Here is a 15,159-nt window from a genome sequence, read left to right on the forward strand (position 1 = left end):
TCGGCCTTTCGAACCGCATTCGCTCGTCGAGCATCGAAACTGCCAGCTTTCCCTGCGACAGGTCTGACCAACTGTTATGCAGGCCTCTTGTTACTTGTTGTCGGAGGGGTGAGGGATACTAATAACATGCGTGTTATTTCATTGTTTAGTGGTGCTGGCGGACTCGACCTCGGCCTAACAAGATGGGGCCTTGAGCCCGAGCTGGTGGCTGAGATTGACCCCCTTTTCTGCCGGACGCTCCAAGCCAACCTCACCAGCGGAACCAAAATACTCAATGAAGACGTATCCAAGCTGCACGCATCTGACCTCGACGTAACAGCTTATGGCCGAGAGGTGGACCTACTGGTTGGAGGCCCCCCTTGCCAGTCCTTCTCCACTGGCGGTGGCAGGGCTGGTCTCTCCGACCCTCGCGGGAACCTGATTTTTGAGTTCATTCGGTTGATCAATGAGGTACGGCCCAAAGTGTTTGTGCTTGAGAACGTGGCGAACCTGATCACAGCGGCCTTATCACATCGGCCAATCGCCGAGCGCCCGGGGCAGCGGTGGAACTTGGCCTCCTACGCATCCTCCTCCCAGAGTATTGATCCCGGAGTCGAACCGATGCGGAGCGAGGAAATGTCGGGGTCGGCCATCAAATACCTGCTTGAGGTGATTCAGGAAGAACTGAACTATGACATTTCACTTGGAGTACTAAATTCCGCCGAACACGGAGCGCCTCAAAAGCGCCTACGGCTTGTGATCATAGGGGCCCGAGATGGCAAGGCGCCGATGTTGCCTATAGCCACGCATGGCGAGGATGCCCTCCCGTACAGGACTGTGCGTGATGCTATATGGGACCTTCGGAACAATGCGGGGCCGGGTTCGGAATACAGCGAACGCCTGCGCGGGTACTTTGATCTTGTTCCGGAGGGGGGGAACTGGCGGTCCTTGCCCACGGAAGTTGCCGCGGAAGCCATGGGCCAGAAAAGCCTTTTGGCCGGCGGCGGTAAGACAGGCTTTTTCCGGCGACTCGCTTGGGACGCGCCTTCTCCAACGATCACGGGTAAGGCAAACCGCAAAGGCTCGGCAATGTGCCATCCAGAATTCTCTCGTCCTATAACCGTTCGCGAATGTGCCCGCTTACAAGGCTTTCCCGATACCTGGCATTTCGAGGGAGGCGTAGGAAGCCAGTACACGCAAATCGGCAACGCAGTCCCGGTAGAACTTGGAGCCGCGGTAGGGAAAGCCGTAACTGAATACCTAAGCGGCAGTGGTGCAGTGGAGTCACGTAGCTTGGAAACCATGCTGGCTGATGCAAGTAGCACGCTGCGGCAGGCCGCACGAAACAAAGTAGCCCGAAAGGTTGCAGCGTGAACTGGTACGACAACCCAGCTTTCAGAGGCATTGACCCAAGACTTGGGCATCAACTGATGAAAACCACCGCCGACCTCGAGTGGTTAGAAAGCGCATCAGCACGCGATCTTCTTAGTATGGCTTGTGGTCACCTCAAGCTTGACGCCTCAATCGTTGCCCTAGCTCCCGCCGACACGAATGCTCTATCGTTCGGGAACACACCGCACGAAGAACTGCAAACCTTGTTCGCGCCCCACTTCCCGGCAGGAACAGATGTTGCGGCAGACCTGGCGGATGAGGTGCAACTCTGCCGTGCCTTTGCTGAGCCAAGATTGATATTGGGTGAAATCGAGACGAAGATTGAGGGCATCGTTTCGAAGTTCCCCACGGTGGCTGCACACATACAGGTCGGAGCAAATAAGGGAGACGTCTTGGATCCCTTCATCTTGGCTGCAAACTTCGACTTGCTCAGTGGTCGAAACATGGACCGCACCATAGAAATGACAATCGCCCATAAGATCCTCATGAAAATTGAGGACCTTTTGGGTGGGATGCATGAGCTTGTGATCGGCTCCATGCGTGGAAACTTCCGAGTTCCCGAACCGCTGCAAACGTTAAGCGGCAGCAAGAACGTGCTTCATCCAGCGACGAATCCGTTCCCTGGGGCGGACATCGGGCAAGTACCGCTCCCCCAAACCCCCAACAAAATCCGGCTATTCCAGTGCAAGAACAAGACGGGCTCTGCAAAGGGAGGTGACGGGGCCCGCCTTGGCCAGCAGCTTAGGCTGCTTGCCGAAACCTATGGTGCTGAGACTTTCTACGCGGCAATCGTTGGGAACACCCTGGTGGGGCATCGCTCTAAAGGTGCCGTCCTGAAAGCGTCACCAGAGACCGCCGTACTTGTCGGTAATGCCGCTTTGGCGGAGCTGACCAGGTCGGATTCCGGTGCCGAACTATTGCTCCGCACATACCGGAGGGCTTTCCGCACAGTCTCCCATAAAACCGGCTACGACTTCGAATCTGTTTCAACGGGCATCGTTGCCGACTTTTCGAAGCTCACCGCGGGAGGGGACTTCATCGATTCTTGGCTACACCAAGCAATGGGTGGCCCACGAGTTGACCAGGATTCGCGCTTCGCTCAGTGACGAGGCATGGCAAGCGGCGAATTGTGACCTCTTCAGGCGAATTTGGAGGTCTTCGATCACCATCCTCCGCCTTGTTTACGTTCGTCTGGAAAACAAGAAGGATTGGACATAATGGCTATCAGCAACACTGAGATTGCGAAAGCGCGCACTCTTTTAGATCAGATCGTGGCAAAGCTGATCGACGTTTCTACGGGCGGTCAAGATCTGAAAAAGGCCGATCCGCAGTATAAAGAACTACTCTCTTCCCTGAACTCGGTACTTGGACATCTTGGCCTCCAGCAGCCAATCCCTTGGGAAAGTTTGTCGGATTGGCGCGGTCACTGGCGTGCGAATTTCGAAACCTATAAGGAACGTAGGGATTACATCAACGAGCTCGCCTCATTGCTGCGTTTGGATTTGGACCGTTTGGACAGCGGGCAGAATGTCAGCGATCCGGGTTCTCCTGATCTGCCTACCTGGCCGAAGATTGATGCGAGAATTGAGGAGCTTGCCGCGGAGCTGCGGCAGGCAACCACGCTTGACGGATGGCAAGACTGTGGTCGCCGTAGTCGTGAGATTCTTGTGGACATGTCCAAGGTCATGTCCACAATGCCCCTAATTCTCGATAGCTTGGAACTGCCCCAAGCGGCTAACGGCAAGGCATGGTACGACGCCTTCCTCGAGAAGTATGCGGAAGGGGCAAGTCGAAGTGACTTCCGCAAGTTTTACCGTGCCGCTTGGGACCTTTCCCAGAAGACCACTCATGGAAGCGTTGACGGGGTCGAGGCATTCGCGTCGGCTCAAGCCGTAATCCTGATCGTGAGATTGACGGAGCGCATGCTTGCCGTCGGTCCTCGTACTGAGGCCTAATCCTGCTGAGGCCGAGAGCGACAACCGGTAGGACTCGAATGGTGCAAGTGTTAATAAACAGGGCGGACAGAGCATAGTAGAGGGGTTGTGAGCCTTATGACTTGTCATCGAAAGTAACCCTCCGTTGCATTCCTAAATCTGCGGCGTTCGCTTTCTAGGCATCCGGGGTAAAGGGTAAATTCACCGTCAAGTAGAAACGGGGATCAAGGCCACGACAGTTTCGCGAGCCTAATTAATATCGCCGTTGTTAAATACCATGGGGAGCTTGTGGCCGCGGTTCGAAGCCTCATGGAGTGCATTTCTCGCTCGCGAGGCAAACGATTCATGAGTCTGGACGGCACGCAAACCGCCATCGCCTTAGAAACATACGGGTTTCATACCGGGGCCGACACTAAACCCAAGAATTAGCTGTAGGCTGGGCGATCAAACCCGTACGGTCGCTGCCGACGCAAGGATTGTAATAGGCCCCTCCTCAGATCTTACCCAATTCGTAGCGGTGAAGTAAGTGGGTCTTCGTCAAAGCCTGTTGTCTTATCTGGAACGGCAACCCGTGGATAGGTTTCAGACTGTAAAGTCCCTTATAACGAATGACGCTGCTGCATGGGGGGGAAATGGACTTCGGCAAATTTCTTGAAGATCAAGAATCGGCGCTGCCGGTGGAGCCTCGTGAGCTACACGAGCAACTGCCGAACAAGCTTCCTGGATACGGGTACCTCCGCGACGTGCAAGCCCAGGTTCTAACGGCGTGGCACGCCCGGCGGAAGGAACAGGACCTCGTAATCAAGGTCAATACTGGCGGCGGGAAGACCATTGACGGGCTAATCATCTTGCAAAGCTGTCTGAACGAGGGTGAGGGCCCGGCGCTCTACGTTGCTCCAGACAACTACCTTGTCAAGCAGGTAATTAGGGAAGCCTCTAACCTTGGCCTTGCGACAGTTACGGACCCGGACGATCCCCGCTACCTCGCCAGTGAGGCGATCGCTGTTGTAAACGCATCCAAGCTGTTTAATGGTCGGACGGTTTTCTCGGATGACAGGACAGCGGCGGCTCCAGTGCCTATTGGCACTGTCGTCATTGACGATGCTCACGCGGCCATAGCAACCTTGCGACAGAAGCTCTCTTTGACTATCGCGCGGCCCGCTAAAGGGGCGCTCGCGACTCCCGATTCGGACACAATGTTCGATGAGTTGCTGGATCTATTTCGGAGTGACCTACATCAGCAATACCCGGACGGGATTCTCGATATCGAGGAGAGAAGCCCTGGAGCGCTAGTCCGGGTGCCCTTCTGGTCATGGAGGGGAAAAGTGGAGGAGAGTCGCAGCATCCTGCGCGCTCACTCGAAGAGAGGTCAAAAGCTCTACTACCCGTGGCCGGCGGTGAGCCGGGTTTTGCACTTGTGCCGGGTGGTTTTTACGAGCAGAGAAGTGACAATCACGCCTCCATGCCCCCCTATTGCACATGTAAGCGCGTTCGCAAACGCCAAGCGCAGGGTTTATCTTTCTGCCACAATGGCCGATGATAGCGTACTCGTGACTGATTTTGGGGCCGACCCCGCAAGCATCAGGAATCCCATCAATCCCCTCACTGCCGGTGATATTGGGGAGCGAATGATAATCGCACCCCAAGACATAAACCCGGACATCGCCAATGACGAAATCCGGAAGGAAATAGTTAAGCTGAGTGCCAAGTACAACACTGTCGTATTGGTGCCCAGTGATGCTGCAATGGCAGCATGGCCCGAAGCTGACCGGACGGCGAAAGCTGAAGATATTGAAGATGTCGTAGCCGAGTTGAAGTCAGGTCGCCACCTCGGGCTGGTCCTACTTTCTAATAAATACGACGGGATCGATCTACCCCAGGATGCTTGCCGAATCCTAGTTATCGATGGCCTTCCAACCGCTTTCACTGGTGAAGAACGGCTTGAGTCTCAGTTGACCAGCCACGAATTTGGCGTTGATGATCGCCAAGTTCAACGCATCGAGCAGGGCATGGGTCGTGGCGTTAGAAGCAATGAGGATCACTGCGTGGTCATCCTGATTGGTTCCAGACTGTCGCAGCTCACTAGTGACCCTCGAACCCTGCCTCGGTTCAGTCCAGCGACTCGCGCGCAATTGAAGTTGTCAAGGGAGGTGGCTCGGAGCATGGATAAAGTGCCAATGAGCGCCATTATTGGGACCGTTAGACAGGGCCTCGAGAGGGACAGCAGCTGGGTTAAGGTGGCGAAACGGTCCTTGCGCGGGATCGGACCTCAACCGGGAAGTGTGTCTCCCATCGCAGTGAAGAGGCGCCAGGCTTTTGAGGCGGCGGCTATGTCGGACTACTCCACAGCGGCAGAACTGATCAGTGAGGCGGTCGCCACCTCGAAAGTCAGCAAGGAACAAGGTTGGCTTCTTGAGCAGCAAGCAGCCTATGTTGACCACTACGATCCAAGCGAAGCTCAGACATTATTGACATCTGCTCGGGGCAAGAATGGACATACAACGAGACCGATCTCTGGCGTCTCATATACCAGGTTGAACGGGGCTGACCAGCAAGCAACTAGAGCGTCGGCAAATCTCGTAGGAATGTACGGCAGCCCTGCTGCACTACGACTGGGTGTCGAAGCGATTTTCGAGGATCTGAAGTTTGACCCACAGAAGACGGACGAATTCGAAGTGGCAATGCTTATGCTCGGGCACGTGCTCGGTCTCGGCTCCCAGCGGCCCGAGCAGGACATGGGCCAGGGCCCTGACAACCTTTGGGCCTTGGGAGACAACAAGTTCTGGGTCATTGAAGCTAAGACGGGTGCTGTCAGCAAGTTCATAGCCAAACGGGACGTGGGACAGTTGGGCCAATCTATGGCTTGGTTTGCGAAACGATACGATGAAGCCGCAATTGCAACTCCGGTCATGGTGCACTCCCAAACCCAGCTGTTCAAGGACGCGACCGCACCCTACGGCATGCGTCTGCTGACAGCCCAAAATTTGGCACGGCTAGTTACCGCTGTCCGCTCGTACAGCGAAGCGCTTGCATCGCTGCTCGTATGGAACAACCCCGCCGATATTGAGCGACTGCTAGCAGGGCACAAGCTAAAGGCGGGCGACTTGGCAGGTTACCTTGTCATGCCCAAGGAATCGTGATGGGACAGGCAGCATAACCATTGCGCTCTCTGCCCAATACGATAGCTGCATGACGAAAGAGAGCCGGGCATGCCGGTTCCTTACGATCGAACAGGTGGCAGAGGAGCTCAGCGTGGGGGAGCCTCTAATCAGGGCAATGCTTAAGTCGGGTGAACTTCGCGGACTACAGATCGGGGGGCGCGGTTATCTTCACCGTTAGTCTGAGCTGGGGCGGTTTGTTCTCGGGATATGGGGGAGGAGCCTCTCAGGTTGCGCATAGTTCTGCGAGGTTCGTGAGGATGGGTGGGTCCAGAGTCGGTAACCGACCCCGAATAGGATGGGCCCGTGATTACTGAGCCAAACCAGCCCCGTTTCCTGACCATTGCGCAGGTCGCAGATGAGTTGAACGTGAAGCAAAGTCTTGTTCAGGGTCTCATCAGGACGGGCGTACTGAGGGCTTTTCAAGTTGGCGGCCGCGGAATGTGGCGCATTGGCCGCCAGGACGTCGAGGACTACGTCGCCGAGGCGTACCGGCGCACCGCCGAACGGATCGCTGCGGGCGATTTCGATGACGCAGGGTCGGGCGATGAGGAATGACCGAGCCACTTCCCGATGGGCCCAACTCCATCTCCGTCGGAGTCATTGTCGGGGGGGTACTACGGAGAGCAGGATCTGGCGAAAGGCTCTCATGCGGCTATCGCGAGGCGTCTCAGGTTTGAGAGATCAACTCGAATCAGAATTGAGCCTAAACGTGGAGTTCCAGGTGCCGGGAAACCTCATCACCCCTGATTTCCAGGGAGTTCGCACCGGAACTTTCCGAAAAGTGGACCGCTTTCTAAAGATTCAGGTAGCCCTACCGGTCAACCCGCCAGACGACCCGCATGCGTATGGAGTGCAGGCTTGCGAGAAGCCGTAGACGTGGCCGAAGCTTGGTCCGTGCGACGGCGCGTCGAATTTGATCCCTCACCGTTACGGTCCCTGCTCGCACGATCGGAAACGAAGTAGAGGGACGCAGTCGGCAACTCGGATGAGCGGTTTGAAGCTCGGTGAACGGCACCCCGATCGAGTGGTCCCTTCTTGAACATAAGTTTTGGCTGAATGCTGAACAGTCATCCTCACACCCATCCTGAAATGTGTGAGGAATGAGCAGCAGAGTGCCGGAATAAACAATTCCTACACGTGAGAAGAGTCAAGATAATCGGGGCGCTTGGCGCATCGGAACTAGCGACCTGGAGCAATACATCGAGCACGCGTACCGCCGTACCGCCGCTAAGGTAGCTAGCGGCGACCTGTAGGAAGCAGACGTCCTCGGTGACTAGTGGAGGAGTAGTTCCTCGCTTGGAGAGCTGCAGAGACTGCTTTGGAAGCTGAGAGCTTCAAAATGCCCTCGCACGTCACGAAGCGCTACCCTCGGCCTCGGGTCACATCATACGAATCAAAAGAGGAGCAGCGTTTCATCCCGACCGGTCACCACGACAAGTACAGTTCCCCGTCCGTGAGCACGGCTAACGGCGGCAAGTTGCTCAGAATGTGAATTACGGTCTGGTTCTGTCTGGTGCCCTCGCATGACCCACCCGGCGACTCTCGGTTCGTCAAGTGATTACTGCCGCGTCGCGGTCTCTCTTGAACATCTTGCGCTATCATTCGGAGTAGATCTCAGAACCAACCCCGTGGCCGACCCCGTTGGCCGCGGGGAAAGCAGCTTAAAGGAGGCGAGCACATGGCAACGCTTATCAAAGATAAAGCGCGCGCAGACGCCGACCGTATTCTTGACGAGTTCTGGAGCCCTAGCCTTTTCCCGGTTGACCCGGCCCAGATTGCACTGAAGATGGGGCTACGCGTTTACCAAGCAGATTTGGATCCAGGCACGTCAGGGATGATTCTTAAGCTAGCCGGTGAGCCTGCAGAAATTTACTTCGCCTCAGGCGAGTCTGCCCAGCGGCAAAACTTTACTTGCGCACATGAGCTTGGGCACTTTGTCGAACGACAGTATCGCGAGCGCCCTGACGATGAGTTCGAGTTCGTTGATCGTCGGAATGGAGCCGTTAACGCACACGAGTTTTACGCCAATGAGTTCGCCGGAAACCTCCTCATGCCAGCCGACGATATGCGGAGTGAGGTCTGGTTTGGTGCTTCGGACGCTGACTTGGCCAGGCGTTACGGCGTTTCTCAGCATGCGGTACGGGTCAGAAGGATGAAGCTGGGAATTGGTTCTTGAGCCGGGAGGGACGGTCGGGAGACCCGTTTGAAGTAACGGATCAAGAAGCCACCGAAGATCAACTAGAGGATGACGTTGAGGGTCCGTCGCCGGCCAGTCAAAGCAAGGTTGCAAGAGCAAGACCGCCGAGACAAACGCCCGCTAGTCGAGTAAAGAATGCCGAGGCGCATAAGGCTGAGCAGTCAAATTCACTACGCCAAGAGTTCTTCAGGGCTGCGACCGGCGGTACGGGAGCCCTCCTGACCGTCAACGTCGTCCTCTTTGCGGCTTATATGAAGTCTCAGTGGGGACACATATCCGACGCAGTAATGCTGGCATGGATAAGCGCCACCGTGGTCGAAGTCCTCGGGATTGTTTACATTATCGCCCGCTATCTGTTCGAAGACGGACCCAAGAAGTAGCAGCCCTGGGCAAGCCTCTCCTGGTACTGGGCGCAGCTTGAGGGAATTCATTTCGGCACGTTTTGCCAGGTGCGCCCCCTACTCCTACAGGCGCATATCCCTGAGCGAGTGTTTGTGCTCCCTTTTCTCGGCATTCCTAAGCGCCAGCCGCCGCAACAAGTCGGCAACGACTGCCCCGCCTTCTCCCAGCGCGGTGATGCTCATTGATCCCGCTCCTTCTCTGGCAGTCCTACCACCCCATTGCAGACCTCACATGTCGGTAGGTTATGGGGATCCAGCTGCTCCCACACAAGCTCATCGCCGTCCTCATCCTCCCTGATCCAGGCGAACAGCTTGCGCCCCTCCTCCTCGCAGTCCTTGTGAAGCGTTGCCTCATCGTATGTCCGGTCATAGCGGCGTTCGTTGCCGTGAAACCAACCCTGAAACCAGATGCCGACCACAATTTTGTTCAGTGGCTTCAGCGCTCCGTTGCCGTCAACCTGATTGCGGCTGAAGCCTGCAGCGATAAGCTCATTCCGTAGCCGATGCATCTTGACCAGGCTGTAGCTCCGATATTCGTCAGCATTGGCCAGTTCCATTTGGTAGAGGCGGAGCGCCGATTCGTGGATCACTGAATTGCTGTCCGTGTGACGGTTGAACACAACGCCCTCGTTCACGTTCACCCGGAAGTCCCCACCCCCGTCGATCTGAACTACGGGCTTGCCGTCGTATTCGCCCTTGTAAAACGTGACCCGCAGGTCCTCGTTTGTCATACTGTTCTCAATGTCCACGTAGAAGTTGGTTACGCCAGCCCTGGCCATGTCCTCAAACGTGTACGGTGCCTGCGGTGGCTCTACGCGCCCCTCCTCCCACATGCCCCAGCCAATCTCAGGGGGTTGGCGGACCCATCTCATGGCTTGCGTGTACTTGTTACCGCCGTACTCCTCGCTCATGCCAAGTTCCCTTCCCAGAGGGTGTTCGCCCTCAGATGCGATTTCGACGTCCACGCGATTGTCGGTGACGTGCGCAACGTTGATAATGCATTTTGCCGTCGTCGATCCTACTTTCGCACACGGACATGTGCTCATCGGTGATGACCGCATATAGGCCTCTGGTGCCTCGTAGGGGACTACCGCCACCATGACGCCATCCTTGCTCGCACTGAAGCCCACGATCTTGCTCAGTGTGCCACTCAAAGTCGTGACGGCTGATGTCGCACGTGAATTCCTCGTAACCGCCACAGTTTTGTCCTAGTAGCTAAGGTGGAACCCCCTCCGGATTGCAAGGTGCATCTTATCCGCAAGGAGGTCCTGCACAATTCTGTCTGCTCTAGCTGATGAGAATCAAAAGGTTTTGGTGGCCGGGTACGAGATTACCGGAACGGTTTTTCAGAATCCCGCTCAGCAATGTGCGTTCGACTAGAGATGAGATTGGGCCAGAAAATGGCTGGTGCAGCAGCCAACCCTCTCAGTGTGGAGCCGACATCCCCGGCTGCTCGGCCCCTATTTGGTCGGGGCAAGCTCTACGACTACTTAATCCATCAAGCATCCCGGCTAACCCGACCAGGGTTCAGGAGACACGCCCTATCTATGCGAGGCGCCCGTTAGCTTTGGAGTCCAGGCCACACCACAGACATGACCCAAACGGGCCGGGTCTACTCGTCGTCGGTAAGGAGCGCAGGGCTGAGACGGGGGCTGCGGGCTTTTTGGGGAAGGGGCTACTCACTTAGAAATAACCCTCTCTGGGAGTCAGTGCCTTCTACTGTGCTCTGACAAGAGTATTGACGTCCAAATAAGGCAAGGTTCTGAGTACAGTAGGGACTCATTGGGGGCTGTTGCCCGCTGTAAGTAGCAATGCCGAAATGGGGCGGGATGAGCATTAATTGGACGCGGGACGAAATAATCCTTGCATGCGACCTGACCAGGACAAACAACTGGAACGGCTTAGATGAGAAGGACCGCCGCGTACTAGACCTGTCCTTACTGTTGAATGAAAGCCCCCTACATCCGGTGGAACTTCGGGATCAGAAGTTCCGCAACCCCGCCGGCGTGGCCCGCAAGACATGGGACATCGCCACCCAGCATCCGGACTACACCGGCCAAAAGACCAAGGGCAACAAGCTCGACGCGATCGTGCTGAACGACTTCCTCTCTGCGCCGACCAAGATGCAGACGGTGGCCGCTGCGATCCGAGCGGAAATACTTCGAGGTGATACTATGCTCCCCAACCAGGACGATCCTGATGCCGAAATAGAGGCATTGGAGGGGCGCCTACTGCTGGCCCGACACCTGAAGCGGGAGCGGAATCGCGGCTTGCGGAACCGAAAAGTCGAAAGCGTAAAAAAAGCAGGCCTACCTGTCGCCTGCGAGGTCTGCTCGTTCGACTTTGGAGCAACATACGGCCAGCGAGGCCTGGACTACATCGAAGTTCACCACGTACTGCCGCTACACGCTTCCGGCCCCACGACCACGCGCCTTTCCGATCTCGTCCTGCTCTGCGCCAACTGCCACCGCATGATCCACCACGGCAATCCATGGCTGACACCGAAGGACCTCAAGTCGTTGTTGGTGCGAACGCCATAGCTACAGAACGTGCACCACTGTATTCATGGGGCGGCTATAAAATTTGGGAACACAGGCAGAACGAGGATGGAACACGCCATGAAGTATACGAACGAAGATCAGATTAAGCGCAAGCTCGGAATCGAGTCATGGAGGAATCTCTCCAAAAGCAACGTAATCAAGTTCGCAGCCATGATGCCTGACATGGACAGGGAAGTGGCTCTAAAGATCATTCAGCAATTTCCCGCATTCACGAAGTTCGCCCTAGAAATTGTGGATGCGATAGGGAAAGCACACGAAAAAACACTCGCGGCTAACAAGCAGAGTACGGACCACGTCTATCAGGCACTTCAGGACACCAGAGAAATCTTAAGGGGTGAACTCGACAGGGACGGGTTGACCCCGGGGGACAGAGAGGAGATTTTCGACCGACTCATGGAACTTGCAAGGATGGCCTCCCAAAAGAACACTGAGGATAAGCAGTTCTTGGCAGATTCTCTGAATAAGATGGCAATCGTCGGTGGCGCCGTAGCCGCCCTAGCTTTAGCTTTTGTCGGCGGCAGATTCATGGCTGAAAGCGGAGATAAGCCCGAAAGTCCGGGGGACGCCGAAAGTTCTCTGGAAGCTTGAGCTTCAAGCGCAGATCGGCCTGCTGCTTCAGGGCGTTCCCTATGCGTCGACCGACCGAAGCGGTTCTGCTGTCACACCGTTTCTAGTCCCTGAGGAACCCGGACAGCCTCTCTCCCCCCCCCCCCCCCCCCCGGACCTGGCGGAGCTTCGGTGGGCAATAGTGCACACCCGTGGCGGGCCCGAATTTAGGACAGCCAGCGCGGCCATCGCTGGCACAGGTTGCAAAAAGGCGCGCCAGGCCAAAGCCGGACGCGCCCTTCGTGTGCCCTGAACCCATGAAGTGGTTCGAAGTGGCTGAGTCAGTCGATAAGCACGGGCTCCATGTCACCTTCCGAAGATTCGACAACCGCCATAATTTTCCTGTTCCGGTGGTTGACCCAGTTCGCCACCGCCAGGAGCGCCACGAGTCCGAAAGTGCTCAGCAGCTGGGGCCGGGAGTCCTCGCCGATGAAGCCCACCGTGAAGATCGCCGCGAGGATCAGCAGGCCCAGGAAAGTGAGCCACGGGAAGCCGGGCATCCGCAGCGGAAGCTCCGTTCCCTCGCGGTCGGCGCGGAGACGCAGCGCGAGCTGGGCCAGGAGCGCGGACGTCCACACCAGTAAGCACGTCGAGCCCACGATGTTGAGCAGAACGCCAAGGACCATCTCGGGGAACATCAGCTCCAGCACCACCGTGACAACACCGAAGGCGACGCTTGCCAGCACTGCCACCACTGGGACACGCGCCTTGGACACCGCAGCAAGCACTCCAGGTGCTTCACCCCGCTCAGCCAGGGAGAACGCCATCCGGGAGGCACCGTAGAGGTTGGCATTGAGCGCGGAGAGCAGAGCCGCCACGGCCACCAGAGTGATCGCAGTGGCCGCACCCGACATCCCGGCGGCCTCCAGCACGGCGGCGAACGGACTCTTCAGCCCCGCCGAACCAACCGGAACCACGGCAGCGATCACGAAGATGGCACCAATGTAGAACACCAGGATGCGCCACAGCACCGTCCGCACGGCCTTCTTCACGCTGCGCGCAGGCTCAGCCGTCTCGGCCGCGGCCACGGAGACAATCTCGGTGCCACCGAACGCGAACGCCACCACGAACAGCGCCGTCGCAATCCCGGCGAAACCGCTCGGCGCGAAACCGGCGCCCGTGAAATTGGACAGGCCCGGCGACTGCACGCCCGGCAGCCAGCCGACCAGCAGCGCGAAGCCCACCAGCAGGAACCCGACGATCGCCGCCACCTTCAGCAAGGCGAACCAGAACTCGAACTCACCGAAGTTCTTCACGCTGGTCAGGTTCACGGCGGTCAGCACCACGATGAACACCAGGGCCATCAGCCACACCGGCAGGGCAGGGAAGATGGTGGCGAGCAGACCCGCCGCGCCAAGCGCCTCGGCGGCGATGACCACCACCAGCTGGATCCACCAGAGCCAGCCGACCGTGGCGCCGGCCACCGGCCCGTAGGCCTTGGCGGTATAGACAGAGAAGGCGCCGCTGTCCGGATTGGCGGCGGCCATCTCGCCCAGGGCCCACATCACCAGGATGATCAGGGTGCCGGCCACGAGGTAGGAAATCAGCACCGCCGGGCCGGCGGCCTGGATGCCCGCGCCGGAGCCGATGAAGAGCCCCGCGCCGATGGCGCTGCCGAGCCCCATCATGGTGAGCTGGCGGGGTTTGAGGGCTGCGCCGAGGGGGCGGGCAGACGTCGTTGTCTGTTGTTCCATGGGGATTCCTCTTAGTTGTCGGTAACTGTTGGGGATAAAAACTTCAGCCAGCGTGGGCTGCGAGGAGCCGGAGCACGCGGTTGTTGGAGGCGGGGTCCGCAACGGTGATCCGCACGCCGTCGCCCTGGTAGGCACGGACCATGATGCCCGCGCCGTTGAACGCGTCCATCAGGCGGGCCAGGAGCCCGCCGTCGGCACGGATCCACAGGAAATTGCCCTGGCTCGGCTGCAGCGTCCAGCCCTGGGCCTCCAGCGCCGTGGCCATCCGGGCGCGCTCCTCCTTCACTGCGGCAACCCGCGCTGCCATTTCCACCCGCGCGTCCAGAGACGCGATCGCCGCCTGCTGAGCCAAAGCGCTCACGGCGAACGGCAGGGCGGTGCGGCGAAGACCTTCCGCGATGGCCGGCGTCGTAATGGCATACCCGACGCGCAGGCCGGCGAGCCCGTAGGCCTTGGAGAAGGTGCGCAGGATGCAGACGTTCGGGTACCGGCGGTAGAGAGCCAGGGAGTCGGGGCCGCTGCCGGCGTCGGCGTATTCCACGTAGGCCTCGTCGATCACCACCAGGACGTCGGAGCTGACGGACTGCAGGAAGGCCTCGAGGCGGTCGTGGCTGATCGGCACGCCGGTGGGGTTGTTGGGCGTGCAGAGCAGGATGACCTTGGTGCGGCCGGTGACGGCGGCGGCCATCGCGTCGAGGTCGTGGCCCTCGGCGTCGTCCAGCGGGACGCGGACCGGCCGGGCGCCGGCCAGCTCCACCAGGATGGGGTACGCCTCGAAGGAGCGCCACGCGAAGACCACCTCGTCCCCGGCGTCGCACAGTCCGGTGATGATCTGCTGCAGGACGCCCACGCTGCCTGGCCCCACCGCCACCTCCTCCGCGGTCACGCCCAGGTGCCGGGCGATCCGTTCGCGGAGTTCGACGGCGGCCATGTCCGGGTAGCGGTTCATCCTGCCCGCCGCCGCGGTCACCGCGGCGGCGGTTGCGGGCAGCGGGTCGTAGTGGCTTTCGTTGCTGGCGAGGGCGGCGATGTCCGCGCCGAGGCTGCGGCGCCCCGGGACGTACGCCGGAAGTCCGGTGACGGCGCTGCGGAGGGCGGGCAGCGCTGTCGCTGGTTCGGCCAGGAGTTGATCTGGAGTCATGAAGTCCGATCATGGAAGTGACCCGAACCACAATGCAAGGTAGGCTCCGATGCTTGGGACTTCTGCTCAACTTCTAGTACCTCTGGTGAAAAT

At 58.3% G+C, this 15,159-nt stretch carries 12 protein-coding genes; 9 read left to right on the forward strand and 3 right to left on the reverse strand.

All coding sequences use genetic code 11. The features are described 5' to 3' along the window. The first annotated feature begins 126 nt into the window (after nucleotides 1–126). From DC347_RS15550 to DC347_RS15580, 7 genes are all read left to right on the forward strand, one after another. Nucleotides 127–1,353, forward strand: a complete 1,227-nt coding sequence (locus tag DC347_RS15550; RefSeq protein WP_109863563.1) for a DNA cytosine methyltransferase — start codon at nucleotides 127–129, stop codon at nucleotides 1,351–1,353. Beyond that, entirely contained in the window at nucleotides 1,350–2,477 is a 1,128-nt protein-coding gene (locus tag DC347_RS15555; protein ID WP_133247094.1) for a hypothetical protein, read from the forward strand. Before DC347_RS15550 ends, DC347_RS15555 begins: the two co-directional genes overlap by 4 nt. A 111-nt stretch (nucleotides 2,478–2,588) precedes the next feature. Further along, nucleotides 2,589–3,326: a hypothetical protein gene (locus tag DC347_RS15560; RefSeq protein ID WP_109863565.1), complete on the forward strand. Its 738-nt coding sequence runs from the start codon at nucleotides 2,589–2,591 to the stop codon at nucleotides 3,324–3,326. 611 nt (nucleotides 3,327–3,937) lie between these two features. Further along, nucleotides 3,938–6,445 carry a helicase C-terminal domain-containing protein gene (locus DC347_RS15565; protein ID WP_109863618.1) on the forward strand — a complete coding sequence of 836 codons (2,508 nt, stop codon included), beginning with the start codon at nucleotides 3,938–3,940 and terminating at the stop codon, nucleotides 6,443–6,445. A gap of 49 nt (nucleotides 6,446–6,494) precedes the next feature. Further along, nucleotides 6,495–6,644, forward strand: a complete 150-nt coding sequence (locus DC347_RS15570; protein WP_109863566.1) for an excisionase family DNA-binding protein — start codon at nucleotides 6,495–6,497, stop codon at nucleotides 6,642–6,644. Nucleotides 6,645–6,769: 125 nt separating this feature from the next. Next, nucleotides 6,770–7,021, forward strand: a complete 252-nt coding sequence (locus DC347_RS15575; protein WP_109863567.1) for a helix-turn-helix domain-containing protein — start codon at nucleotides 6,770–6,772, stop codon at nucleotides 7,019–7,021. Nucleotides 7,022–8,144: 1,123 nt separating this feature from the next. After that, a complete protein-coding gene (locus tag DC347_RS15580; protein WP_109863568.1) occupies nucleotides 8,145–8,642 on the forward strand; it encodes an ImmA/IrrE family metallo-endopeptidase in 498 nt (165 codons plus the stop codon). 601 nt (nucleotides 8,643–9,243) lie between these two features. Here DC347_RS15580 and DC347_RS15585 read toward each other — a convergent pair. After that, complete coding sequence (locus DC347_RS15585) at nucleotides 9,244–10,164, reverse strand: hypothetical protein (RefSeq protein WP_133247095.1); 921 nt, start codon at nucleotides 10,162–10,164, stop codon at nucleotides 9,244–9,246. A 729-nt stretch (nucleotides 10,165–10,893) separates the two neighbouring features. Here DC347_RS15585 and DC347_RS15590 point away from each other — a divergent pair. Continuing rightward, nucleotides 10,894–11,604, forward strand: a complete 711-nt coding sequence (locus tag DC347_RS15590; protein WP_165838049.1) for an HNH endonuclease — start codon at nucleotides 10,894–10,896, stop codon at nucleotides 11,602–11,604. Nucleotides 11,605–11,682: 78 nt separating this feature from the next. After that, on the forward strand, nucleotides 11,683–12,213 hold the full coding sequence (locus DC347_RS15595) for a hypothetical protein (RefSeq protein ID WP_109863571.1): 531 nt from the start codon (nucleotides 11,683–11,685) through the stop codon (nucleotides 12,211–12,213). A 299-nt stretch (nucleotides 12,214–12,512) separates the two neighbouring features. Here the strand turns inward: DC347_RS15595 and DC347_RS15600 are convergent, their stop codons facing one another. Together DC347_RS15600 and hisC are read right to left on the reverse strand one after the other, a co-directional pair. After that, nucleotides 12,513–13,925 (reverse strand): amino acid permease, encoded by a 1,413-nt coding sequence (locus tag DC347_RS15600; RefSeq protein WP_109863572.1) that lies wholly within the window; start codon nucleotides 13,923–13,925, stop codon nucleotides 12,513–12,515. 43 nt (nucleotides 13,926–13,968) lie between these two features. Beyond that, on the reverse strand, nucleotides 13,969–15,066 hold the full coding sequence (gene hisC / locus DC347_RS15605; RefSeq protein WP_109863573.1) for a histidinol-phosphate transaminase: 1,098 nt from the start codon (nucleotides 15,064–15,066) through the stop codon (nucleotides 13,969–13,971). Nucleotides 15,067–15,159 lie beyond the last annotated feature (93 nt).

The sequence above is a fragment of the Pseudarthrobacter sp. AG30 genome (genome assembly GCF_003116525.1).
Taxonomy (GTDB): Bacteria; Actinomycetota; Actinomycetes; order Actinomycetales; family Micrococcaceae; genus Arthrobacter.

Coding starts and splice junctions, on each gene's coding strand:
- DC347_RS15565 (WP_109863618.1), top strand. CDS start 3,938: ATGGACTTCGGCAAATTTCTTGAAGATCAAGAATCGGCGCTGCCGGTG.
- DC347_RS15585 (WP_133247095.1), bottom strand. CDS start 10,164: ATGGTGGCGGTAGTCCCCTACGAGGCACCAGAGGCCTATATGCGGTCA.
- DC347_RS15595 (WP_109863571.1), top strand. CDS start 11,683: ATGAAGTATACGAACGAAGATCAGATTAAGCGCAAGCTCGGAATCGAG.
- DC347_RS15550 (WP_109863563.1), top strand. CDS start 127: ATGCGTGTTATTTCATTGTTTAGTGGTGCTGGCGGACTCGACCTCGGC.
- DC347_RS15600 (WP_109863572.1), bottom strand. CDS start 13,925: ATGGAACAACAGACAACGACGTCTGCCCGCCCCCTCGGCGCAGCCCTC.
- DC347_RS15560 (WP_109863565.1), top strand. CDS start 2,589: ATGGCTATCAGCAACACTGAGATTGCGAAAGCGCGCACTCTTTTAGAT.
- DC347_RS15590 (WP_165838049.1), top strand. CDS start 10,894: ATGAGCATTAATTGGACGCGGGACGAAATAATCCTTGCATGCGACCTG.
- DC347_RS15580 (WP_109863568.1), top strand. CDS start 8,145: ATGGCAACGCTTATCAAAGATAAAGCGCGCGCAGACGCCGACCGTATT.
- DC347_RS15570 (WP_109863566.1), top strand. CDS start 6,495: ATGACGAAAGAGAGCCGGGCATGCCGGTTCCTTACGATCGAACAGGTG.
- hisC (WP_109863573.1), bottom strand. CDS start 15,066: ATGACTCCAGATCAACTCCTGGCCGAACCAGCGACAGCGCTGCCCGCC.